Consider the following 21,611-nt stretch of genomic DNA (forward strand, 5'->3'; position numbering starts at 1 on the left):
GGCGGTAGGGAGACGTCGGGTGGTTCACGAGTCGACGCTGCCAGGGTGGGGTGTGTAAATGACACGTAGCGATAGTCACAACTGTCCGGAATGTAGCGGTATCGTTCGCCGGCGTGACGCCGAGGCGGTCTGTGAGAACTGCGGGCTCGTCGTCTCGTCGGAGACGATAGACCGGGGACCGGAGTGGCGGTCCCTCGACGGAGGGACGGACGGGCGGCGGACCGGTGCGCCGCTCAGACGGTCGCGACACGACAAGGGGCTGTCGACGGAGATCGGGTACGGGACCGGTTCGGCGGTGTCCGGGGAACGCCAGCGACAGCTGGTTCGGATGCGCACACAGCACAACCGGGCGCGACTCTCCTCGAAGCGCGACCGCAACAGGCTGTACGCCTTCACCGAGATTCGGCGGCTGGTGTCGGCCATGTCGCTGGCCGGGTCCGTTCGGGAACAGGCCTGTGCCCTCTTCGAGTCCGCCCAGTCCGAGGGGCTCCTCCGTGGCCGCTCGCTCGAAGGGTTCTCGGCGGCGTCCGTGTACGCGACCTGCCGGACCCGCTCTATCGCGCGGACGCTGGACGACGTCGTCACGGACGCACGCGCTGACGAAAGCGAGTGTCAAGCGGCCTACGACGCGCTGAACCGTGAACTCGGGCTGCCGGCGAGTCCCATCGAACCCAGCGAGTACCTCCCGCGGTACGCCTCGGACCTCGACGTGGCGATGGACGTCGAGCATCGCGCCCGCGAGTGCGTCGACCTGCTCCGCGAGGCCGGCGAGGTGGGCGGGAAGAAACCCAGCGGCGTCGCCGCGGCCTGCCTCTACAAGGCCGCCGACGACCACGGGGTCGGGGTCACGCAGAGCGAGGCCGCGGACCTCGCCGACGTCTCCCTGATGACTATCCGCTCGACCGTCACCGACCTCAGGGGGCTCGCCTGAGGCACCGCGACCGACGGCGAGCGCGACCGACCCCCGGGCGTCGAGCAGGGACGCGGTCGGTACCGGACTCGTCTGTCGGAGCGCACGGGCCAGGGTTCATATACGAGGACGGAGCCAGAGCCGCCGTGCCATTCGTACTCGGTCGTGACGCGGGTATCGACGCGGGGCCGACGGGTCACCTCGGCCGGTACCGTGCGCTGGACGGCAGCGAGGGCGCGAGGGTCCACGTCGACCTCGATGGACCACACGCGGCGACGATCGTCGGGAAACGCGGGTACGGGAAGTCCTACACGCTGGGCGTGTTCGCGGAGGCGCTTTCGCGGGCCGACGGCGTCGCGCCCGCCGTCGTCGATCCGATGGGTGTGTTCGACACGCTCGCCGCCGAGAGCGACGGCGAGCCAGTGCCGACGACCGTCGTCGCCGAGCCGTCCGTCGCGCCGACCGCTCTCGACCCGCGGTCGTGGTGTGCGTTGCTCGGGCTCTCGCCCGAGAGCGGGGCGGGGAGTCTCGTCTGGCAGGCTACACAGGGGGCGGCCACGCTCGATGCGATGCGAGCGGCCGTCGAGGCGACCGACGCGCCCGTGAGCGACAAGCGTGCCGCGACGAACCACCTGACGCTGGCCGACTCCTGGGACGTGTTCGACGCCGATGGACTCACCGCCGCGGGCCTGGCGGGTCCGGATGTCACCGTCGTCGACGTGTCCGGGCTCGACACGGCGCCGATGAACGCCGTCGTCCGCGGGGTCGCAGAGTCACTGTACCGTGCCCGTGTCGACCGGGCGGTCGACCGGCTCCCGTGGCTCCTGGTCGACGAGGCACACACTTTCTTCGAGGGGGTCGCCGAGTCGGCGCTGCAGACGATCCTCACCCGCGGGCGGGCGCCGGGCGTGAGTCTGGTCATGGCGACCCAGCGACCCAGTGCCGTCCCGGCGGTCGGCATCTCCCAGTCCGACCTGTTGCTCTCCCACCGGCTGACTTCCCGCGCCGACCTCGACGCCCTGGAGAAGGCCCAGCCGACGTACATGAACGAGTCGCTGGCCGAGCGGCTGCCGACCGACCCCGGTGAGGTCGTCGTCGTCGACGACTCGACCGAAACGATTCACGCCGCACAGGTCCGCGAACGGGACACGCCACACGGCGGGTCGAGTCCGACCGCGAGCGATGCGGCCGTCGAGTGAGGCGCTCGCTCAGTCCTCGTACTCCTCGGGAGTGTACGTCTCGAGTTCGATGGCGTGGATATCGCGGGTCATGTGCTCGCCCAGCGCGTCGTGGACGCGCTGGTGACGGTCGACGAGCGACTCCCCCTCGAAGGCCGGCGAGACGACCACGGCCGCGTAGTGGTCGTCGTCGTCCGGGTCCCGCGGCGTCGTAACCTCGGCCCGTGCGTCGGGCACGCCCGACTCGATGAGTTCGGCGACTGCGTCGGTGTCCATACCGGTGAGAGCGGCCCCGGGCGCATAACGGTTGCCGAGTGGCGTTCGGAGTACGAACCCTTTTGATAGCTCGCTCACACGCCTCTGGTGATGCGACGGCGCACCATTCTGGCGGCCCTGGCGGCCAGCGTCCCGCTCGCGGGCTGTGGGAGCGACGCGGCGTTCGACGACGAGCCGGCAAACGGCTCGACGGACCCGCCGCCGACCCAGTCGTTCACGCGGTCCGGGCCGGGGACCGCGCTCCGCTGCCGGGGCGAACCGGTCGCCGTCGAACGCGCTATCACGGACGAATCGGGGTACGACGACGACATCGAGTACTTCGCCAGCAACGAGACGGTGCGGTTCGTCGCCAGGCGGAGCGGCGGCGACCCGGCGTGGTTCGAGACGATGCCCTTCGACGAGTGGGGCGCGATCCAGTGTGCGGAGGCGGGACGCGACCGCGTCCGGACGGTGACGGCCGAGCGGCTGAACACACAGCGCTTCGAGGTCCGGACCGGCGATCCGCCGGGCGGGGACGCGTCACAACCGGTCGTCACCCTCTCGGTCACGACGCGGATCGGCCCCGATGGGCAGCGGAGTACCCCTCCGTTCCCCGTCGCCCGACTGGCCGCGAACGCGCCCCAGTCCGTCGATGCCACCGTCTCTGTCGAGGGTGACACCGTCTCCCGGACGATTCCGGTGTACGCCGCCCACCGGACCATCGAAGCGGGGTAGCCGCCTACTCACTTCCGTCGACCGCCTCGACGACCAGCGTCATCTCGATCCGCCCTCGCTCGGTCGTGACGGTCACGTCGAGCGCGACCGCGAGGACGTGCGCCCGGCCGGCGCGTTCCTGTACCACGACGCCGCGGCGGGCATCGCAATCGCCGAACTGCCGATTCGGTCCCCGCGGACAGCGGTCGCTCGCCCAGGCTCGTGCGGCCGAGTCGTTGTAGCGCGTGCGGGTGACGGTCCCTGCGGTCACTCGCGCGTCGGCGATCCGGCCCCGTTTCGGGTCGAGTCGTTCCCGGACGCGGTCGACGGCCGGCCCCGTTTCGACACCGTGGCTCCAGGCGTACTCGCCCTGTACGTCGGCGGCGGCCTCGTGAACCGCACGTTCGAGGTAGCGGTCGGCGTTCGCCGCGGGGTCGGCGTGGTCGGCGCTGGCGGCCACGTCGGCGTGGTAGCCCAGTTGCAGGTACGCGAGAACGACCGGCGCGAGCGCGACGGCGAGCGCTGCCGCGGCGACGAGGACGAGCTGACCGCGGTCACGGCTCACGCGTACCATACCCAGATCGTCACCTCCCCGTTGACCGTCGTGACGCTCGCGCGACCGACCGGCGCGTTCGCGGGCTTCCGGAACCCCACTGCGCCGTGGGGCGTCTCGACGCGGTACATGAGGTTGGCCGGCAGGATCCGGTCGACTCGCCGGTCGAGGGTGCCCCGCTCGCGCTCGAAACTCTCCGCCGAGGCGACGACCTCCGCGAGCCGTGTAGCGCCCCGGTGCTGTGGCGGCTCGCCGGAGAGGACCGTCGCCGCCTTGTTGGTCTTGAGGTCGGCCAGGAACCCGAACAGTTCGGGAAGTCGGTGACGCTCTCGCGGGCGAGGTCCTCGACATACCGATGCTTCCGGTGGAATTCGTCTTCGACGCCTTCGACGTGGCGGTCGGTCCGCTCTGCAATGCGGTGGAAGGCCCTGAACTGGAGGTCGTGCTCGCCGTCGAACTTTCGTTATGATCGGCATCACTGACTGACTGCGTCTTATAGCGGTTCTTGTCCGATTCTACCCAATTAGAGTGGTGTATAATCAACTCCTGGGCCCGCAATAATGTAATACAGAGCTGTGAAATCAGAACTAGACGGAGCCATTTGAGGGGTCCGAGAAAGCGAAACGCATGCGAGCAAGCCACCAGCGGGCGACTAGAACCCGGCCGAGTAGCGAACATGATTGTATATCGAGCGGTCGACGACAGCTCTAATATTCTATTCGGACCACGTACGGCGATTACATCCGATTAGAATTTTCCTCAAACTGATTTCATACCAGTCGTGCAACGCACCTCCCTGGCCGGTATCGCCATCGACAGGCCGACTCGCAGTCCGACATCGCTACTGGAACAGCACCGCGCACATCATACTCGAACCACCCCTCTCTCACCCACATAGTAGCGGCGGCTGGTGCCGAATATACGCATCCACTAGCTCCGCAAATCATACTAGCACGGTTCTCCGACGGTTAGCACGTCAGGGACCGATTATACATCACGGCCGCCGACTAGCGCTGAACCACCCCAGCAGGTAGATTCTTAGCTGTCCGGAGACCCCTCGAACTGGCGCTGGAGCCACGTGAGCGGATACACGGCAGTCAGTCCCGGCTTATCGATCACGAAGCGTTGCGGGGGGCTGGTCGAACTGTAGGTCTTCTCGACCCGGGGCTCGCCCTCGAGTGGCTCGTTGAGTGCCTCCAGAATCTCGTGGCCAGCCGAATGGCTCAGGACGACCCAGATCGCTTCCGCCGGCTCACACGCTGCCATCTTATCGTAGTCGTCAGGGACGGCGCGTCTGACATCGTGATTGACCCGCTCGGCTTCGACCGCGACGACGACGTCGCCATCGGCGTCGAGAGCGACACAGTCCAACCGTCGCCGTTCAAAATTATCGGCAACCGACTCGGGCTCCTCGTCCCCACCCATGAACGCTGCCGCGTCAGCACTCCCCTCGCTGACCTCGTAGTAGGTAACCACCTCCTCGGCAGCTGACTCGGGATCTGCAACGTATTCGGACTGGAGCCAACGGCGGGCCGCTTCAACCATCGCAACGTGTTGGCTTGACTCGTCGAGATCGCCTTTTCCATGCCCGAAATCGACGCCCTCCTGGAACTGCTCGTCGATCGTCTCACGACCCGCTGGTGTGACAGTGTAATACCGATGGGGATGGTCGCCGTCGTGGCGGAGCAGGCCGGCATCGAGGAGGTCGTCGATTTCGGCCTGGTCGATCCCGACGTCTTCTTTCAGCCGGATCATACTGTCGTGGACGATATCGTACTCGATCGGGTCGTACCGCAGCTGCTGGGCGTTGTGGACTGCCTGCAGGAAGGTGAGCTGGCGCGGTGACCACTTGCACGCCTGGATCTCGTCGGGACTCAGCGTTACATTGCAGCTACAGATGGGGACGTCATCCAGGGCAACGCTGGCGAGGTCGTGACAACACTGGATCGCCGCCCGCATCCCGTCGGCCGTGGAATCGAACCGGCTGTCACAGGTCGTACAGACCAGGGCGTCACTGTCGGCGGTGTACCTGAGAAACGAGGGCATCCGACTGGTCGCAGCGAGAATCGACGACGGCTCCTCGGCGTCCGACGGGGCCTCGGCGTCCGACGGCGACGCAGCATCCGGGGTTGGTTTCGCACCCGTCTGGGCAGTGGCTGGGGCTGTCCCATCCGGAGCAGTGGCCCCTGCAGCCGCGTTGGTGCCCGTGGCCGACGCTGCGTGTGCCGGCTGGTCGGCCGCGACCGACAGCCCGTATTCGCCCCGGGTTCGGTCCCGCATCGCGTCGAAGGCGGTCTCGAACCCGGCGGGGGCGCTGTCCACCCTGTCGGGGTGGCCGGCTGGCAACGGGAGCGACTCGACCATGAAGGGGTTCGGATCACGACCTCGGAATTCGCCGGGCAGGTCGACGAGCCACTCGCCGGCCGAGAGCCCACGCAGCCGGTTGGCCATCTCCTGGTTGTCCATGGCCTCGGTCGCGAACCGGTGGGCGAGATCGTGATCGACGCCGACAGTGCTGGTGATGTAACTGCCGACGTTGTTGAGCAACTCCGCGTACACGTCAGCGTCGGTCGCTTCGAGCTGGCCGGGGAACTGCATGGCCAACAGCAACGCACAGCCAAACGACCGGCTCTGGGCGAGCAATCGCTTGAGAAGCGTGCTGTTGGCGACCGACGCTGCCTCCTCGAGATAGACGTTGACCAGTCCGAGCTCGGCGTTCGGACGGCGACGTCGTCGCCGACGCAGCGCCGTCCAGAGATTCGAGAGCAATGCGAGTGTCAGTTCCTCGCGGACAGCTGGTCGGAGCCGACCGGTGTCGAGGATGATGACGACGTCGTCATCGAGCCAGTCTGCGAAATCGAAGGCGGGCTGGTCGGCCTCGATGCCGCTGGGGCGATGGTTGAAGAGTCGGCTGAGATGGGTTGAGGAACTCACCGTCTCGATGCGGTTGATCGCACCGCCCATGATCTGATTGAACGTCTCATAGTCCGTGCCAGTGACGATGCTATCCAGCCGCTCTTCGAGATCGGGATTGCTGACGGCCGGTGGCGTTTCACGGTCGGCGAACCGTTTGAGTGCCGCCTGCAGGTCGCGATTGGTAATGGCATCCCGGCCGTGAATCGGATCGTACAGTGCCTCGAGGACGGTGCTGATGACCTGTATCGAGCGGAGGGCACGTTCGTACTGCTCAGTGCCGATATTCTGGCGCAGGATCTGTTCGTAGTGGGCGATGCGATCCTCGACGGCCACGGTCCGGGGCACGCCCGCGTCGAGTTCCGGCTTGATATCGAAAAAGGAGATCGCCGGCAGCCACTCGGCACAGTCGAAGTAGATGACGTCGTCGAGATCGCCGAACGCGGCGACGTGGCTCTGCATGTACTCTCTGGGCATGCGCCCACCCTTGGAGTCGAGGATGATCTCCGGCCCGGCAGTCGCCCGGTGGTTCGCCAGCCCAGCGGTGATGAGACTCGTTGTCTTCCCGGCACCGGTCTGGCCGATCCAGGCAACGTTGTGCGTCTGGACAGCCGGCGGGATGGCGATCGGGTCGGTCGTCGTCCCGTCGTTGGTTTGGGGCGCACCGATAGCAAGGCCGGGCTGGCGGTAGCGGTCCAGCACCGACTCGGGCGGGAGCGTGATCGAAGTCTGGTCTTCGGGGATCGTTTCGAGTGCACGGTGTGCATCGGGGGGCAGTTGGGCACCGTCGACCGCGAAAAAGTGAGGGAGTTCCTGGTGGTCGACGACGATCCCACGGCTGTCGTTGGTCGTGAGCGGGACTGCCGTCCCTGGGCGCTGGTAGCTCGGGTCGTAAAACGCGCGTTTGTGGATGGCCCCGAGTAGGTCCCGGCCGGTCGATCCCAGATAGCCGTCGTCGTCGGTCCGGACACGGCCAGTGACGCTGTGGAAGTCACCACTGATGTGACTAAACGCCGACTGCAACTGGGTCGCAATCCGGTCGGCACGGTGGGCCTCCTCGGCCGGGGCGAGGGCGGCCACACGCGCATTGACAGCAAAGGAGTGGGCCGACGCTCGGGCCCGGATCTCGGACCGGCGTTGGCGGTCGGACTGAGAGAGATCGACCCGGTCGAGGTCGACCTCGCGGAGCTTGGTGAGTTGGCCCCAGAGCGTCTCGGTCCCGGTTTCGATGGCTTCGATCCGAGCGTCGGCTGCTCGATGCCAGTCGTCGATGGGGCGAAAGAGGACCTGATAGACCATGGGCAGCGAACTCGTCGCCATCGTCTCGATGATGGCAGTGAGTGGACTGTGGTCGTGGTCGTTCTGTCCCGTATGCTGGCTGGTGTCGGCCTGTGTCTGCTGGTGGGGCCGGTCGCTCGTGGCGAACGGTTCCAGTCGGGTTTGCCAGTCCCGGCGGCGGTCGGCGTCGCCGACGTACTCGACGCCGGCGACGTACCAGTCCTCACCGGCGTCCTGTGGCAGATGGGTGGCCCCGAGGTTCTCCCGGTACGTGCGCCTGAGTTCGTACTCGTCGGGAAACAGCGTCCGGAGGCTGGTTTCGAGCACATCGAGCCCGTGCTCGTCGGCGTCTTCGATGCTAAAGCAGTATTCGAGTGCGTCGGTTCCCCGCGAGAGAATCTGGCATTCGATCCATGGTGGCGCCGCGCCAATGTCGAGTGCCCGGGCGAGTTTGTGTGTGATCCCGTCCGGGAGCCGGCCCTTGCTCAGGCCGTGGAACCGTTTGGCCTGGTTGCTGGCCGCGCGTGGTGCGAGGGCAGTTGCTGCGGGGCGAACCTGGATCGCATCCGGCTGCTGTCTGTCTTTTTTCACCGGTAGCTCGTCCGGATTCATGTGGGTCTGCCACTTTGGCTGATAGTTATGTGTTGTGGATTTGATTCGAGAGTCGGTTGGGGCGTGAGCCCTCGCCCGGCTCGCGGTCGCTGCGCGGCATCGCCAGCGAGGGGCCGCGCAGGCGACCACGCGAACGCGACCCGGGCTCGCCCTCACAGTCCGCCAGGCTGGTGGCTGGGTCGCCGAGCGACGGTGCCGGTTGCACAGTGGTCTCTCGCGGGGGGCGAGGCGACTGTCCAGACGACCTTGGGTTCGCCCAGGGGACGGCCTACAGCTACGTCAATCGGCTCGTCGACGCCGGTGTTGTCGAGGTTACTCATGACGAGCAGCCACGGCGGTATGCCGCCCGCGAAATCGACCTGACTGTGACGACGGCCGCGGGCGACCGTGAGTACACGATCACGCCGGCGCTGATCGACGCCCTGCGGTGCTTGCAAGGTCGGGGGATGGCCGAGGCACCCTCCGAGGAAAGGAAACCGAGGAGCGGAGCGAGGCAGCCCAGTCCCGGTTCGATCGGCTGTCAGAGCGGCCGCCATTGGAGCCCGACTCCTGAAACACGGACATGGGCTGGGTTCGATCAGGCTGGCCACTACGCATAGATGTACCCCTTGACGGGGTGATCGAGGTCCCGATCAGGGCCGTCGGTCACTGCTCTGTCGTGTCTCTCTATCAGTGGTCTAACAGACACGCCAGCCATGGAAAATGCTGATATATGGTAACAAGAGTCAATACACGATCTCTGGACCACCTACCATGGAGCCACAGGAATCATCTGCAGACATGCGGTCGCTGTCACCGTTTGTCTCTCTTCGCAGCTACAGAGGATTCGAGAAGTACCTGTCGTCGGCTGACAGAATGAAGGTCGTGAGTTACTGTACCTCTCCGCGGATGATTCTCGAACTCTTCAACGAACATGACATGGAAAAGCTGGAGGTGATCGTTGGCGAGAAAACCGACTTTCGTGAGGAAATCAAATCCGCCTCCGTCGCCCAGGCACTCGAACGATACAAGCGACGCGGGGACCTGTTGATCTATCTCTCACCCGACCGTGATATCCATGCGAAACTCTATATTCTGCGAAACAACGAGGACATCACGATCCTGACCGGCTCACCGAACTTCACCGATTCAGCGTGGACGAATCGCTATCAGGTCAACAACCTCGACGTATTCAACTGCGCGCCAGAGTCCGAATGGCATCAACAGGCACTTGAGCTCTACGATGAATACATGGATCTCTGTGATCCAGACCCGTTTCTGGAAGACTTGACGGACGAACTCGACGCATCCGATGATCCACCTGAAGCGGTCATCGAACGCTGGCTTACGGTAACCGATGCAGAAGAAGAAAACGAACTCAGAGAGTTTCACGGTTCAATTTCTACCCAACTCGGCGAGTTCGGAGCGTCGATCGATGCTGATGAGATAATCCACGAATCGCTGCAACAGTACTCCGATAGCACGCACTCGAAGATGCAGGATCTATTCCAGCCTTTTGATATCACGCTCAATGATAGCCTCTTCCGGACATCCATTGGGGAATATGGTCGTGCTGTCAAGCGCAACTACGATATTCCGAAGTTGTGGGTAACAGCTGATGGAGTACATCTGCTGACGCCGAGTGGACGCCACATCGAGTTGACCGAACCACCACCCAATTCTCAGGCGGTCGATATGAGCCTCGCTAACATCGAAGCATATCTGGAGACGGTCGACAAGGCGGAAACTGACGATGCAGCGGCCGCAAAAGCTCACATGTATGAGGGGTTGTTGTACTTTCTCTGGGCCCCATTTGTCAACCAGTACGCCACGGCGTTTGGGGCAGGGCAGGTCGGTGACGTCGAAAAGAGCGTTCCATTTCTCTACATCCACGGTGAACCAAACGCCGGGAAGGGGACATTCCTTGAATTCGGACTCCGCCTCATCTCGGACAATTCCGTCGTCAGCCCGATCGACGGTGCAACCGTCGGGAGTCGGACGCCAAACAACATTCGCGAACCAGTGACTGCATTTCCCGTTGCATTCGACGATGTCGAGCGACAGACGTTCGGTCGGTTGGGACGACTCCGGAATTACTGGGACAACTGGAACGGCAAACCATACCCGGCGATCATCATTACGAGCAACGAGAACAAGCCCGACGAGTGGTTCCTCAAGCGGGCCAAGATGCTCCATTTCAAGCTGATGTTCACTGGACAATCGACGTCTCGGATGCGAATGCGGGAAATCGTCGAGGCCGATAATCCATTCTACAAGTGGTTCACACATCAGTATCTGCGACGCGATATCGAGATGGCGGATCTGGTCGACGAGGAGACCGACCGTGATGACATTCTGGCAGTCGTCCGGGACACGGTCATCGACCTGTACGAGTACGCTGATCGTCCACTACCGACGTATTTCCCGGAACAGCCAGCAGAATGGGAGCATGACATCGGTCGACAGCGCTGGCACGAGGCGATTGATAATGGGTATCTTGCCTTCCAGCGCCGCAACGACCGACTCGTTGCCGTGTTTGATGACGATCTCGCCTCCTATGAAATCGACAACGCGTACCTCCGGAACCTCCCTCGGCACATTCGGGCTCGCCGCGCCCACAACGAAATCTGGATTACGTCCGTTGACCCCTTCGAACGCTGGCTACAACGGAATGTGGACGAGGTTGGTGGATTCCTTGATAGGCTTCGGACTACCTGGTTCGAGTAAGCTAGGTAGCTCTCCTATCCGGATTCGTTTCCGTCCACGTCGATCGATACTGAGATAGTATTCCCGTCAGGCTCCTGATTAGTCGTGGTTCCATACACGACGAGGAGACTAAGCTCGAGGAGTGTTTCAAGTCCGTCGACACCCACCGCTGTATGGATAAATCGGAATGGGCAGGTGAGTCGATACAGGTGACTCAACGCTTCGTCGTCTGATGTGAGGGCCTCGGGTAAGTCCTCCTCGACCAGATCACCGAGTATTGCTGTCCGGTTGTCGAACTCGTCCCAGCGATTGAGGTGACAGAAATCGGTGAACGCGTGACGGACTGTTTCATGGAGTCGGTCATGGTAGCCATCCGGTGGTCGCCGATTCCCGTCGATTGCTTCCTGTATGTGGACACGGTCAGCGATACTCAGGAACCCCTCAGAGAGATCTTTCTTGTCTCGCTGTAACTGTGTTCCGCAGTTCGAGCAGTATTTTGCCGATGGGAGTTCCGTATTCCCGCAGTCGTCACAGACTGTCATAGAGTCACTGTCACGGGTATCCTCTTGATTCCCGATGGCCGTTCAGTATGGGGTAGACTCCTGTTTTCGGGACCGTTCCCGTCCAGAGACACGCGATACACGGGTGGTTGCTCTCGATACTGGCAAGAACCCTGCCGTCACGCTCGCGACCGATCTTGAGTTTGCTGGAGTAGTAGCGAGATCACGGTCGACATCTGAGACTATCCCTGAAAGCCCTCGGCCGCTCGGCATCCCGCGACCACAGCTGCGCTCCTCGTGCCTGCGGTGCTTGCGGGGTCGGGACGATCGAGGCGGCCTTGCCCTTTCTGCGTCCGCCAGGACGGTGGTTACTTCTCTGAGCTCCGTCGGTGGTTGCACAGTGGTTCCTGACGGCCCGCACCGCTCGCCGCGTGCCGCCTTCCGGTGAGCTTCGCTCACCGGCGTCCCGCTCACTTCGTTCGCGGGACCTCCGCGTCGCTCGCGACCGACCATTCCGGGCGGTCTGCCTGCAGTAGCGGGCGGACTGCCGGGCTAAAATGAATGTGCCCTCGCCGCCAGCATTAAGCGCGTTTTCGGTTGCGCCCCTCGCGGGCTTTCGCGTTCCAGCGCTTGGTGCCGCCTACGCTGTCGCGCGCCACACGGCGGCGCGCGTTCTCGGCGACAGTCGCGCTGGACACGGACCCGCAGTCCGGGCCGGACGCGAGAAACGGCTTAAAGCTGGCCGCTCGCTCCGGGCGGACGGCGCGCGGTGCTGGATGGGGCCACCTCATGCAGGCGCGCTCTCGCTCGCGCCCAGAAGGGCGCTCGCGAAGGCGCGAGCGAGAGCGCGCAGATGGGTCTGTCGGTCGTTGTCGTCGTCGGAAAACCGCGATGTAAGGGCATCGCGGTGGCGGCGCGTGAGCGCCTTCGGAGCTGTACTCCAATGACTTCTAGAAAGACAGTCGTAGATAAGGATTCGGTTGAGGCACAGAACGAGAAGTACGCGGACGATGCGGCGTACGCCGTCGAGGACGATCCCGAGCTCCGGGCGACGGTCGAACTGGAGTCCCAGGCGAAGGTGGACACCAACCACCCCGATGCACGCCCGGAAGGCATGACGCTCGAAGGGCAGGAGACGCACCTGGCGCGGAAAATGGAAAAGGAACGGACGCGCCAGCGGTTGGATCGCCGGCAACAGTCCAGCCGGGAACGACGGACTCGCAAGGTGGCTAGGTCAGGCAGTCACGAGCGACGACAGCAGTTCGAGGAACGCGCGGCGAGCGTGGCTCCGTCACAGGGGCCGAGCGATCCCCGGGAGTTGTGTTCGCAGGCGGAGTTAGCGCGGATCAACGAGCAGGCAGCCCGGTTGGTTGAGGAGGTCGATGGGTGGTCGCGAGCAGCCATCGCGCGGCGGCTGGCCGCACGGGTCGTCGACGGCGCAGACATCTCACGGGCGGTGCTGGACGTGGTCGAGGGCTGTCAGCGCGAACCCGGGACGGCTGTACCGATCGCGGCCGTTCCCGAGGTGGATCGAGCGACGGTCAGCATCGAGGGGACAGTCAGTCAGCTCTGGGACGCTGACAGTGAAGCCATCAGCCAGGTGGGGTTGCTCGAAGATGAGAGTGGTCGTATCAAGTGGACAAGCTGGGTGAAGTCTCGGATGCCAATCGTCCAGGAAGGTGATCGGGTCGTGTTCCGGAACGTCGCCAAGAACTGGTACCAGGGTCGATGTTCGGTGGCTCTGACGGGGCAGAGCCACATCCACTTCCCGGATCGCGACCGGTGGACTGACCAGTAGGCGACACGCTCTCCGGTTTTTCTTTTCTCGTGCCACCTCGGCCTGCCCCGCCTCCCCGCCCTCCGCTCCGTGCTCGCTCCCGATGGTCGCTGCGCGCGCAGCCACGACCTTCATCTACTTTGATGGACACTGATAGAACAAAGTTGCTGTACTTTGTATCGGTGTTCTCGTACTTCGCGGAGACGACAAGACGGCTACGGCAACCGGATCACCGACGGTAATCGGTTTGCCGATGCAGGCTCCACAGATGACGGCTACAACTCAACTGGTACGACCAGTGGGAGTGGACCGGGATTTACCACATTGCTCAGTCTGCTTGTGATCGGTCTCGTGGCTAGGATTCGGGTGGTTCGGGAATCGTAGCAGCATCGGCCACGTGAACAGCGACGGCAGTCACTCACTCGTGGGTGATAGTAGTCCTGTAATTCCCTCGCACCGCTAAGCTCGGTTGGGGCTGCATCGTTCGAATCCTCCTATCCCTGGTAACCAGGTTGTGGCATGACCCTTAGACCAGGACGACCCCAGTCGAGGTATCAGAGCTGTCGTTCCACTTGTCGTTGCCTTTCTGCGGGCAGATAGGTAACGCAGTCGTCGAACACCCGCTCCATTCGTGCCTCCCATCGCGGGTTCGACTGGTACGCCTCGAGAGCTTCAGGCCCGGCATAGAGGATACTTCGGGCAAGGAGTTCGATCACAGCCGATCGGAGATGGTTGTCCTTCATGTAGCCTGCATCGGCATACCGATTTAGCTGTGGGTTCTCTTCGATTCGGGTCCGAAGTCCGGCCATACTCTCTTTGAGTGTCGTGACGACCGTGTCAACATTGTCGTCAGTCAGGTGTGTCGGCTCTGGATAACCCGAAGGGAAGCAGTCGCCGATGAGCGCCTCGAACGCCCAGTTTTGCTGTCGGAAGTACGTCTCGCGATCATTGGCAATGTGTGTTTCCGCGAGGATCGCCGCGAACACGACGTGAGGCAGGATCTGTGACTGCATGTTTGGATAGATCTCCGCTGCTTGAGCGTCGGATTGGCCCGCGTAGTGGCGGAGGTACGCACAGTAATCAGCGACGTGACTTTCTCCCCGTTCGCCCTGCTGATCCTGCTGTGAGTAGACGGCCTTGATTGCTTCGAGTGCGGCTTGGCGAGGCACAGTAATATCGGACCGTCCCTCATCGAGCAGGAACAACAGCAGCGTCGTTGCGTTGATCGCTTTCAGGCGGGTTTCGACTTCCTCGAAGTGGTACTCCTCGCTGGTCATCCCGTGGACGAACTCGCTGATATCCTCCTCCCACCCCGCATAGAATGACTCGATGAGATCGGTGGGATCGTCACCTCCCGATTGACTCCATTCCCGAACGCGGAGGCCGCCTTTAGGCTCATCTTTGTGCTTCGGTTGCTCGTCCACAGATGCTGGTTCGTCACCAGAATCAGACTCATCGAGGTTCTTCAACGCAGAGAGCAGCCCATTCAGCGACTCAACAGCGTTCGATCGCTGTTCTTGGTCGTCTTGGAACAGCCCGGGGATCTGTTGGGGAACCGTTGTCGCGCCTGCGTCTTCGATCTCATCAGGTGTGGGCTCACCAGACGTGGGGGTATGGGTCTGGACCCACCGCGCTGTCGAAGTCTGGCTCCCACAGCGAAGCGTGGCTGTTGCCGTCCGTGTGAGTGGGCGCTCGTTTGCGTTGCCATACAGGTCTTTCTTCACGGTAAACTCAGCTCGGTCACTATCAGATGCCCACTCGAATTCGTATGGTTCGAGCGAAATCTTCGCTGGCTCATCGTCATCAGCCGTCTGAACGAGTAGCGTGGCCCCATCTTCACGGAGTGTCGCTTCGATTGACTCGGTTCCTTCACCAGCCACGGTGAGTGTCCCACCGTTGTAGGAGGGTCGTCGGTGGTAGCTGACGCTATATAGCTCAAGATCTGTCTCGTCACGCCTTTCGGTATTCTGGTCAGTTTCGAGCGTTTCGAACTCGGCCCCCGCCTCGAACGTCGACAGATCGACGGCGGTCGCAGTTGCAAACGGCGGTGTCTCAAACAGATACTCAAAGTGGTTTTGTGGCGCTCGCCGAAGCAGTGCGGCCTCGATATTCCCACCGAACTCAGTCGCTGCGGACAGCAACGCAGCGTGAGATGCGTTTGGACTGCCACTCAAACAGTAGTCTGCCTGTTCCGTTTGTACGCGGAGTACCTTCCCGTGGACGTAGCGGTTTGCCTCGTAGCGTAATGCTGTCGCTGTGGGGGATTCGAGCCAGTCTTCGAGTTCCTCTGTCTCGATCTGTGTTCGGCCCTGTTGGAGCCACAGTCGTGTCTTGATGCCATCCTCGGTGAACGACCGTGGGACGGCAAGCGACGAGCCATAGAACGGCGCTGCAATGTCGACGGCTTGTATCTGCTCGCCTCGCTCCCGTAGCACCTCGGTGAGCTGTGCCAAGAGTGGGCGTTCTAGGTTGTGGAGAAAACGTGTCGATCGCCGCGTCGGTTCTGGCGTATCGATTTCATCGAGCCACGCGCCTGCGGCGAGGGTTTGCTCGATTGTCTGGGTTGTTACCGAATCGATCGATTGTCCGAACGGTGGCTCACAGAGCGCGCGAAGGAACGCACTGATTGACAGACAGACGGCGGCTCGTTCCCCTCGCTGTAGCGCGGAGTCAGCATTGCTATCACTGTCTGCTGTGGCCCCATCCTGATCTGCTTCGATGGCTATCCACGTTGCGATTTCCCTGTTGTTCGTCATGCCTGGATGGGTCAGATTTGCACTCCCAACGGCGGCATGCACGCGCCGCTCACCAGCGATGTAGTGGATCTTGGGATGGAACGCCCGATTCGGGCCTGCTGAGACGGGTGCTAACTGATATCGCTGTCCCGCATGGCGTGGTGCCTGACTGGCCCGCCACTGCTGGTCATTAGCCTGATCGGCTGTTGTCAGCGTGCTCTCGTAGTGTGTTGCATCAGCGAGGATTGCGATCGTCTCATCGACGTTTTTGTCCTGGAGTGCGGGGAGGACAGCCTGTTCGAAGAACTGTGGCGCAAACGGATACGTCGTCATGATCACACCAGTCATGACACGATCGTCCTTGTCCAGCTCGCGAAGCAGGTTCATGTATCCTCCTCGCTGGTGAACGCAGCTGTGAACTGTCGGCCCCGATCAGTGACCTGCATATCATACAGGTCGTTGTCTTCGATTAACCCCAACTCATAGCAAATATCGCCCAATCGGTCGAACTTTAGCGTCGGCGCGTTCGGGACGCCACCGTTGTACACGTTGCCGTCATTGATGCCGTGATCGAAAGTCAGGCGACCGTCCTGCTCAACCTGTAACAGCTGTGGCGATTTCCCGTTCCCGTCCTTGATCTTCCCGTACAGCCGCTGGAAATAGTGGTCGAGTACCCAATGGCGAGTTAGGCTGGCCGCAGTGAGTGCGAATGGGGATGCCGCCCCGGTGTCTTCTGGGTCAATCTCGATTTGTGCCTGCTCCTCATGGGCACTGCTCAACCGCCAACAGGTCGCGGCACTTGGTTCGTCCTGGGCCGTCTGGAACCAGTTCGTGAATGGGGCCATTGTGTCTGTACTGTAGTACTGTGTGTATCGCGTCGTGAGCCGAGCGAGCTGGATGGCACTGTAGGCTGCAACGCGCTGGGACTTTTCGAGACTGCGGGGTTCAGACAGTGTGGCATCGAGCAATCGTTGGTAGGCGCGTTCGCTGTGTCCGGAGAATGTGAACGGGTCAGTTTCGGAATCCGTGTCCTGGAGTCTGGCACAGACTCCTCCCCACGTCGTATCGATGGGGGCTGCCTCTCCGGGCACAGTCGTCTGAAGTGGGGCAGTCGGTGCCTCACCGAAATACACTGCATCACGGACACCTGTGAGTGTCGTACGATCGTCGGCTGATCGTTCGGTCAGTGAGAGCCCGGCCAGTGCGTCGCCAGCCGCCTGGTCGAACTTGCCAGTCGTGAACAGCTGTTGGAGTAACTGTTCTGGGGCGATCGGTTCCAGTTGCTTGATCGCCTCGAGGATCGCGATGAACAGCGACTGGAGCGCATACGAGGCAAACTCTGCATGAACGAGGAGTCGCCACGCTTCGCGAGCGTCCGCGAGTGCTTCAAACGCAGGTGTCGGCGTGTGTCGCCGATTGACCCAGTCACCGATCGAGAGCAGAAGGACGAGCGAACTCCGAACGAAGGCGTCACGTCCCGTCGTGAAAAACAGGTCGAGGTCTTCACTATACTCTGCGTCATCGACCTCGCTGGCCCCCGCAATCGTTGCTTCGATGATCGCATCGTGGCCCTCGGCCGAATCTGCTGGCGATTCGAGATACTCACGCAACGTCAGCAGATCCGGCCCCGGTTCACGGCCAAATGCGAGTTCGTCGAAGTGGTCGGTCGGGGTCACGAGATACCAGTAGGCCTGTGTGAGTAGCTCCTGCTCCTTACTGGAGAGTTGACAGAGACAGCCACCCGCCATCATCTGGTCGAGCAACTTACGCGGTACCGTTTCTTGTTTGACCGCCTGTTCGACGGCTTCGAATGTAACGGGTACAGCGACCTCGTATGCATTGGCGAGTGCTTCGCCAAGTGGCGTAAGCGTCCATTCGTTCTCGAACAGCAACAATCGGTAGAGGACGCCGCTGTAGTAGCTATCGAAGCGAGCGGTGTCACTACCCGCGATCTGCATCGCTTCCGCGCTGATGTCGATGTCGTCTACTGCTGGGTCGGCAAGCTGGTCCTCGAGGTCGTCGGTCCCACCCATGATGCCGTTCGTCCCCGTCCCCGCTGAGGGGCACTCATGTCCCGTACTCGCGACGAGCAGCACTTTCTCGAAGAGGGCACGTTCGTCAGCATCGTGTTCGTCCAGGTTGGCTGTAACCCAAGCCCAGTAGGAGAGATAACGCAGCCGCTGGGTTATTGCGATGCTCAGGACCGGTCGGAGAAGGCGGTCCTGCAGACTCGCCTCTGTTGATTCGACCCCAAGTGGATCAAGCACGCGCATCGTCGGTGCCCGATCGGCCCAACGAGGATCGAGCGACCTGAGTGACATGGCTTTGTCAACTGCTGGTGAGCTGTTAAGTGATGGCTTTGTTTCGGACACTCGCTGCGCGCGCAGCCACGACCTTGGATACGGTTTGTCTGGCGCCGGCGATGGGTGCCGGCGCAGCAGGGCGAGCAAGCAATGGCCCCGGTGCGTCGGCGCTTCGAGGTGTTCGAGATGCATATGATGATATACGCACTGGTAGAGGCATCGACGCACGACGACGCGCTGGCCACCGGAAAGACGGTGTTCGACCGTCTGGTCGGCGCGGATCCACACGCTGGCGCCGTCTTCGATTACTACGTCTGTTTCGACCAGGAAGACACGTCTGTTGCGGGCAAGGCGCGATGGGGCGAGCTCCCGACAGCAGCTCCTGTCGACTCCGGCGACGGTCAGGACCTGCTCGAGCGTGGCTGGGAGGCGACGAAGGAAGAGTTCGAGCGCAATCTCGACTGGGTGAAGGAAGCACTGGATGAACTCTCCGATGAGGAGATCATGCGTGACGAGGATCTCGCTCGGCACTCCTTCCACCAGGTCGGCGCGTACGACGGCCCGACGATCTTCCTGTACACCGAGCAGGCGACCGGCATTCGCCACCGTGGGCAGCTGGACCGACTCCTCGAAGAGAGTGAAGAACTCTGGATCGTGCCCGCTGACGTCCATTTCTGAACAATGTCCCGAATTCCCAATTGGCGACGCGAGAGCCGCTCGCCGACACTCATATATCGGAACACCGAGAGCGGTGCCCGAGCTGTCTTGCATCGAGCCCCGGACTCCTACCGGTACAAATGGCGTGGGGAAATCCTCGCCGACGGCTATCCGGTCTGGTCACGGGGGTATGAGACGATGGACGCGAAGTCATTCCGTGACGAGCTCCGGGAGCGGCCAGTTCCGGAACTCAGCTGTCCGGAGTGTCCGAACGACGATGTTCGCGTCGGCGAGAAGGCAGCAGATGGGGCCAAGATCCAGCGGTGGTACGACTGTCCCGACTGTGGGTACGAAGTCCCCTCACGTATCGTCTACGGTGCCGAACGGAGAGTGGGTGGCCTCGCACTGGGGGCTATTTTTTGTCCGGGCAGAAGGAGGTGACCCGGTACGACCGGGTTGGGAAAACAATGAGTCTCGAAGTACTCGACCGACACAGCGAGGCACTGTTCGAGTTCCTCTGGTGTCCCGTTTGCGGGCAGGAGGTGTTCACCCACATCCCCTTCGAGGGGGTGTTCTGCAAGAACTGCAACACGCAGGTCGAACTTCAGGAGTCCCGAGAGACACGCGGCTACGAAGAGGCCGTACTCGCCTGTTTCGATACCGACACCACCTGGAACCTCCACGTTGACGAGAAGCTTCGTCGCGACCTACCTGATGGGTCAGCACGCGTGAAGGTCTTCGGTGCCCCGGACGACTACGAGGTCGACTGGTGGAGTCCGGAGCCAGGTGAGGACTGGGAGCCTGTCGAGCGTGGTGAATTCGACGATGTGGAGGAACCAGACGAGGTGTCACATTTAGCGTAGTCGTCTGGTGAATCCTTCATGGGACCACTGGGACTCGAGTATTGCTCTGAATTGTCGCAATCAACTTTATCATCGTATGTTGTCTCCTCCCAGCAATGCCGAATAGACAATCGAAAGAGGAGATCTGGGAGGAGTGGGTGCGGAGGACAGTTCTCTCAGATATCCAGTCGGCTGCAACCCCGGATCCGGTGCCAATGGTCGACGACAGCGGCTCGGATTTATCGATGGCCGACGAGTACGATACGTATCGCCTGGGTCGGGGGAGTGGTGACTATCTGTACATGTTGTACCTCCTTGCGGAACCCGCAGACGGACCCCGAGATGTGATCCCGGTGTACATCGGCGAAACGAGCAACGTCGCGAGCCGACTGATGAACCACTTCAGAAAGCTCCGGGACGCCCTCCCCATTTCGGAGTGGGAAGACGATGGGTCATGGGGCAGTTACGGGAAGTACGATCACATCGCGACCGTCTACGAACACTCGGCTGCACAGCTATACGCGTGGGTGGTCGACGTCGACGATCTGGAGGCAGGTCCGTACGGGTACCCGACGTATCGACACGAACTCGAGGGGAAGATGGTCGGCCTCGTTCACTCGCTCCCTCGGTTCGATCGCGTCTTCGCCAATCGCGACTTTGTTCCAAACCGCGTCCCTCACGAGATGGGCCAAGTGGGCCCCGAATGGGTCGACGACGAAAACGAATCCTCGAACGACGAACCAGCACGTCTCACTGACCTACCCGTTGAGAAGGTAACCGCGGAGAGTAAGACCGAACTGTGGTACGAGTGGGTCGAGAAAACCATCTGTCGAGACATCAACGACTCCGAAGAGACAGATCCGATACCACTCTTCGAGACTGACGAAAACCTCGTTGTCGAGACAAAGACACTCGGCTCCTCGACGGTGCTCACGCGAAGCGATGCCATTGACGAACGGATCCGGCGAGAGGGCAAACGATGTGTGCACAGTGACGGTGTGAGAGAAGGAGAGAGCGGATTACTCTATGTCATGTTTCAACTCAACTCCGAAAACCCCTCCCCTACGGATGTTGTCCCACGGTACATCGGCAAAGCTGAGGCGTACGGGAAAAAGAACGAACTGAGTGCGAACTTCGAGGAGATAGCGAAAGACCGGAGCGGCACACGGAGTTTCGCTCGGTGGGGCGACGGGAGTTACTGGCACGTAGGGGAACTCTCGGAGACAGTATTCGGGGAGGCATCGAAGAAACTCAGTTGGGCGAGCGAACTTTTCGAACAGGGAACACGGCAGCTCAAACAACAGACGTACCTGTGGATCCGTGCGTGGGACCCGGAAATGTATCCGGGGCCGTACGGCTATCCAGCGTATCTCGCAGAAGTTGAGCCGCTACTGGTTGGACTCGCATACGAGGCATGGCCCGATTACCTACTCAATCACAACGAAGTCCCAAGTGACGCACCGGCGAACAGCCGCGAGTTCGAATTTCGACCTGTTGAGGACGGTCACTGACGGCCTTCCCCGAATCTTTCGGCAAATCAGTGATCCGCTGATACCCTTTTCAGCGCATACCCCTTCCGATTCATCCAACATTCCTGCTCCCACGTTCAGGGAGGGAAAGGACGCAGACTTTGACAAAATGGACCGGCTAAATAATTCGGTGACGCTGTGTATTCCTCATCACCAGTACTGGGAGCAGT

At 61.9% G+C, this 21,611-nt stretch carries 16 protein-coding genes and 1 pseudogene; 10 read left to right on the forward strand and 7 right to left on the reverse strand.

Annotated elements, in window-relative coordinates; genetic code table 11:
• Positions 1–58: 58 nt before the first annotated feature.
• On the forward strand, positions 59–931 hold the full coding sequence (locus tag MUG96_RS04180; RefSeq protein WP_246986784.1) for a transcription initiation factor IIB: 873 nt from the start codon (positions 59–61) through the stop codon (positions 929–931).
• A gap of 125 nt (positions 932–1,056) precedes the next feature.
• Positions 1,057–2,109, forward strand: coding sequence for an ATP-binding protein (locus MUG96_RS04185; RefSeq protein ID WP_246986786.1), 1,053 nt, complete (start codon positions 1,057–1,059; stop codon positions 2,107–2,109).
• Positions 2,110–2,118: 9 nt separating this feature from the next.
• On the opposite strand, the gene MUG96_RS04190 is transcribed toward MUG96_RS04185, so the two are convergent.
• Positions 2,119–2,364, reverse strand: coding sequence for a BolA/IbaG family iron-sulfur metabolism protein (locus tag MUG96_RS04190; protein ID WP_246986788.1), 246 nt, complete (start codon positions 2,362–2,364; stop codon positions 2,119–2,121).
• A 90-nt stretch (positions 2,365–2,454) separates the two neighbouring features.
• On the opposite strand from MUG96_RS04190, the gene MUG96_RS04195 reads away from it, so the two are divergent.
• Entirely contained in the window at positions 2,455–3,078 is a 624-nt protein-coding gene (locus MUG96_RS04195; RefSeq protein WP_246986790.1) for a hypothetical protein, read from the forward strand.
• Between the two features lie 4 nt (positions 3,079–3,082).
• On the opposite strand, the gene MUG96_RS04200 is transcribed toward MUG96_RS04195, so the two are convergent.
• From MUG96_RS04200 to MUG96_RS04205, 3 genes are all read right to left on the reverse strand, one after another.
• Positions 3,083–3,631: a DUF7261 family protein gene (locus tag MUG96_RS04200; protein ID WP_246986792.1), complete on the reverse strand. Its 549-nt coding sequence runs from the start codon at positions 3,629–3,631 to the stop codon at positions 3,083–3,085.
• The gene (locus MUG96_RS24385) at positions 3,619–3,981 is read right to left on the reverse strand and encodes a DUF7262 family protein (RefSeq protein ID WP_443984567.1); all 363 of its coding nucleotides are present in this window, start codon (positions 3,979–3,981) and stop codon (positions 3,619–3,621) included. Before MUG96_RS24385 ends, MUG96_RS04200 begins: the two co-directional genes overlap by 13 nt.
• A 667-nt stretch (positions 3,982–4,648) precedes the next feature.
• The gene (locus MUG96_RS04205; RefSeq protein WP_246986794.1) at positions 4,649–8,413 is read right to left on the reverse strand and encodes a DUF8128 domain-containing protein; all 3,765 of its coding nucleotides are present in this window, start codon (positions 8,411–8,413) and stop codon (positions 4,649–4,651) included.
• Between the two features lie 230 nt (positions 8,414–8,643).
• Here MUG96_RS04205 and MUG96_RS04210 point away from each other — a divergent pair.
• Both MUG96_RS04210 and MUG96_RS04215 read left to right on the forward strand, forming a co-directional pair.
• Positions 8,644–8,838, forward strand: a pseudogene (locus MUG96_RS04210) (ArsR family transcriptional regulator); the annotation flags it as partial.
• Between the two features lie 328 nt (positions 8,839–9,166).
• On the forward strand, positions 9,167–11,119 hold the full coding sequence (locus tag MUG96_RS04215) for an Aq_aa27 family P-loop NTPase (RefSeq protein WP_246986796.1): 1,953 nt from the start codon (positions 9,167–9,169) through the stop codon (positions 11,117–11,119).
• 14 nt (positions 11,120–11,133) lie between these two features.
• Here MUG96_RS04215 and MUG96_RS04220 read toward each other — a convergent pair whose 3' ends face one another.
• Entirely contained in the window at positions 11,134–11,640 is a 507-nt protein-coding gene (locus MUG96_RS04220) for a hypothetical protein (protein WP_246986798.1), read from the reverse strand.
• A gap of 901 nt (positions 11,641–12,541) precedes the next feature.
• Here MUG96_RS04220 and MUG96_RS04225 point away from each other — a divergent pair.
• Positions 12,542–13,396, forward strand: a complete 855-nt coding sequence (locus tag MUG96_RS04225) for a DNA-binding protein (protein ID WP_246986800.1) — start codon at positions 12,542–12,544, stop codon at positions 13,394–13,396.
• A gap of 533 nt (positions 13,397–13,929) precedes the next feature.
• On the opposite strand, the gene MUG96_RS04230 is transcribed toward MUG96_RS04225, so the two are convergent.
• Together MUG96_RS04230 and MUG96_RS04235 are read right to left on the reverse strand one after the other, a co-directional pair.
• Positions 13,930–16,497: a phospholipase D family protein gene (locus tag MUG96_RS04230; protein WP_246986802.1), complete on the reverse strand. Its 2,568-nt coding sequence runs from the start codon at positions 16,495–16,497 to the stop codon at positions 13,930–13,932.
• A complete protein-coding gene (locus MUG96_RS04235; RefSeq protein WP_246986804.1) occupies positions 16,494–18,605 on the reverse strand; it encodes a hypothetical protein in 2,112 nt (703 codons plus the stop codon). Before MUG96_RS04235 ends, MUG96_RS04230 begins: the two co-directional genes overlap by 4 nt.
• Between MUG96_RS04235 and MUG96_RS04240 the strand changes: the two genes are divergently transcribed.
• The 4 genes from MUG96_RS04240 (at position 18,600) to MUG96_RS04255 (ending at position 21,423) form a co-directional block, all read left to right on the forward strand.
• Positions 18,600–19,091, forward strand: a complete 492-nt coding sequence (locus tag MUG96_RS04240; protein WP_246986805.1) for a DUF7995 family protein — start codon at positions 18,600–18,602, stop codon at positions 19,089–19,091. The two genes, MUG96_RS04235 and MUG96_RS04240, sit on opposite strands and share 6 nt — an antisense overlap.
• A gap of 3 nt (positions 19,092–19,094) precedes the next feature.
• Positions 19,095–19,511 (forward strand): DUF7568 family protein, encoded by a 417-nt coding sequence (locus MUG96_RS04245; RefSeq protein ID WP_246986807.1) that lies wholly within the window; start codon positions 19,095–19,097, stop codon positions 19,509–19,511.
• Between the two features lie 26 nt (positions 19,512–19,537).
• Positions 19,538–19,933 (forward strand): DUF7567 family protein, encoded by a 396-nt coding sequence (locus tag MUG96_RS04250; protein WP_246986809.1) that lies wholly within the window; start codon positions 19,538–19,540, stop codon positions 19,931–19,933.
• A 95-nt stretch (positions 19,934–20,028) separates the two neighbouring features.
• Complete coding sequence (locus tag MUG96_RS04255; protein ID WP_246986810.1) at positions 20,029–21,423, forward strand: GIY-YIG nuclease family protein; 1,395 nt, start codon at positions 20,029–20,031, stop codon at positions 21,421–21,423.
• Positions 21,424–21,611 lie beyond the last annotated feature (188 nt).

Origin of the sequence: Halorientalis marina (assembly GCF_023028345.1) — an archaeon.
Taxonomy (GTDB): domain Archaea; phylum Halobacteriota; class Halobacteria; order Halobacteriales; family Haloarculaceae; genus Halorientalis; species Halorientalis marina.

What these genes read in the sequence shown, in the direction of transcription:
- MUG96_RS04225 (WP_246986800.1), top strand. Translation starts at nt 12,542, where the DNA reads ATGACTTCTAGAAAGACAGTCGTAGATAAGGATTCGGTTGAGGCACAG.
- MUG96_RS04190 (WP_246986788.1), bottom strand. Translation starts at nt 2,364, where the DNA reads ATGGACACCGACGCAGTCGCCGAACTCATCGAGTCGGGCGTGCCCGAC.
- MUG96_RS04200 (WP_246986792.1), bottom strand. Translation starts at nt 3,631, where the DNA reads ATGGTACGCGTGAGCCGTGACCGCGGTCAGCTCGTCCTCGTCGCCGCG.
- MUG96_RS04255 (WP_246986810.1), top strand. Translation starts at nt 20,029, where the DNA reads ATGCCGAATAGACAATCGAAAGAGGAGATCTGGGAGGAGTGGGTGCGG.
- MUG96_RS04240 (WP_246986805.1), top strand. Translation starts at nt 18,600, where the DNA reads ATGCATATGATGATATACGCACTGGTAGAGGCATCGACGCACGACGAC.
- MUG96_RS04220 (WP_246986798.1), bottom strand. Translation starts at nt 11,640, where the DNA reads ATGACAGTCTGTGACGACTGCGGGAATACGGAACTCCCATCGGCAAAA.
- MUG96_RS04180 (WP_246986784.1), top strand. Translation starts at nt 59, where the DNA reads ATGACACGTAGCGATAGTCACAACTGTCCGGAATGTAGCGGTATCGTT.
- MUG96_RS04230 (WP_246986802.1), bottom strand. Translation starts at nt 16,497, where the DNA reads ATGAACCTGCTTCGCGAGCTGGACAAGGACGATCGTGTCATGACTGGT.
- MUG96_RS04205 (WP_246986794.1), bottom strand. Translation starts at nt 8,413, where the DNA reads ATGAATCCGGACGAGCTACCGGTGAAAAAAGACAGACAGCAGCCGGAT.
- MUG96_RS04235 (WP_246986804.1), bottom strand. Translation starts at nt 18,605, where the DNA reads ATGCATCTCGAACACCTCGAAGCGCCGACGCACCGGGGCCATTGCTTG.
- MUG96_RS04250 (WP_246986809.1), top strand. Translation starts at nt 19,538, where the DNA reads ATGAGTCTCGAAGTACTCGACCGACACAGCGAGGCACTGTTCGAGTTC.
- MUG96_RS04245 (WP_246986807.1), top strand. Translation starts at nt 19,095, where the DNA reads ATGTCCCGAATTCCCAATTGGCGACGCGAGAGCCGCTCGCCGACACTC.
- MUG96_RS04215 (WP_246986796.1), top strand. Translation starts at nt 9,167, where the DNA reads ATGGAGCCACAGGAATCATCTGCAGACATGCGGTCGCTGTCACCGTTT.
- MUG96_RS04195 (WP_246986790.1), top strand. Translation starts at nt 2,455, where the DNA reads ATGCGACGGCGCACCATTCTGGCGGCCCTGGCGGCCAGCGTCCCGCTC.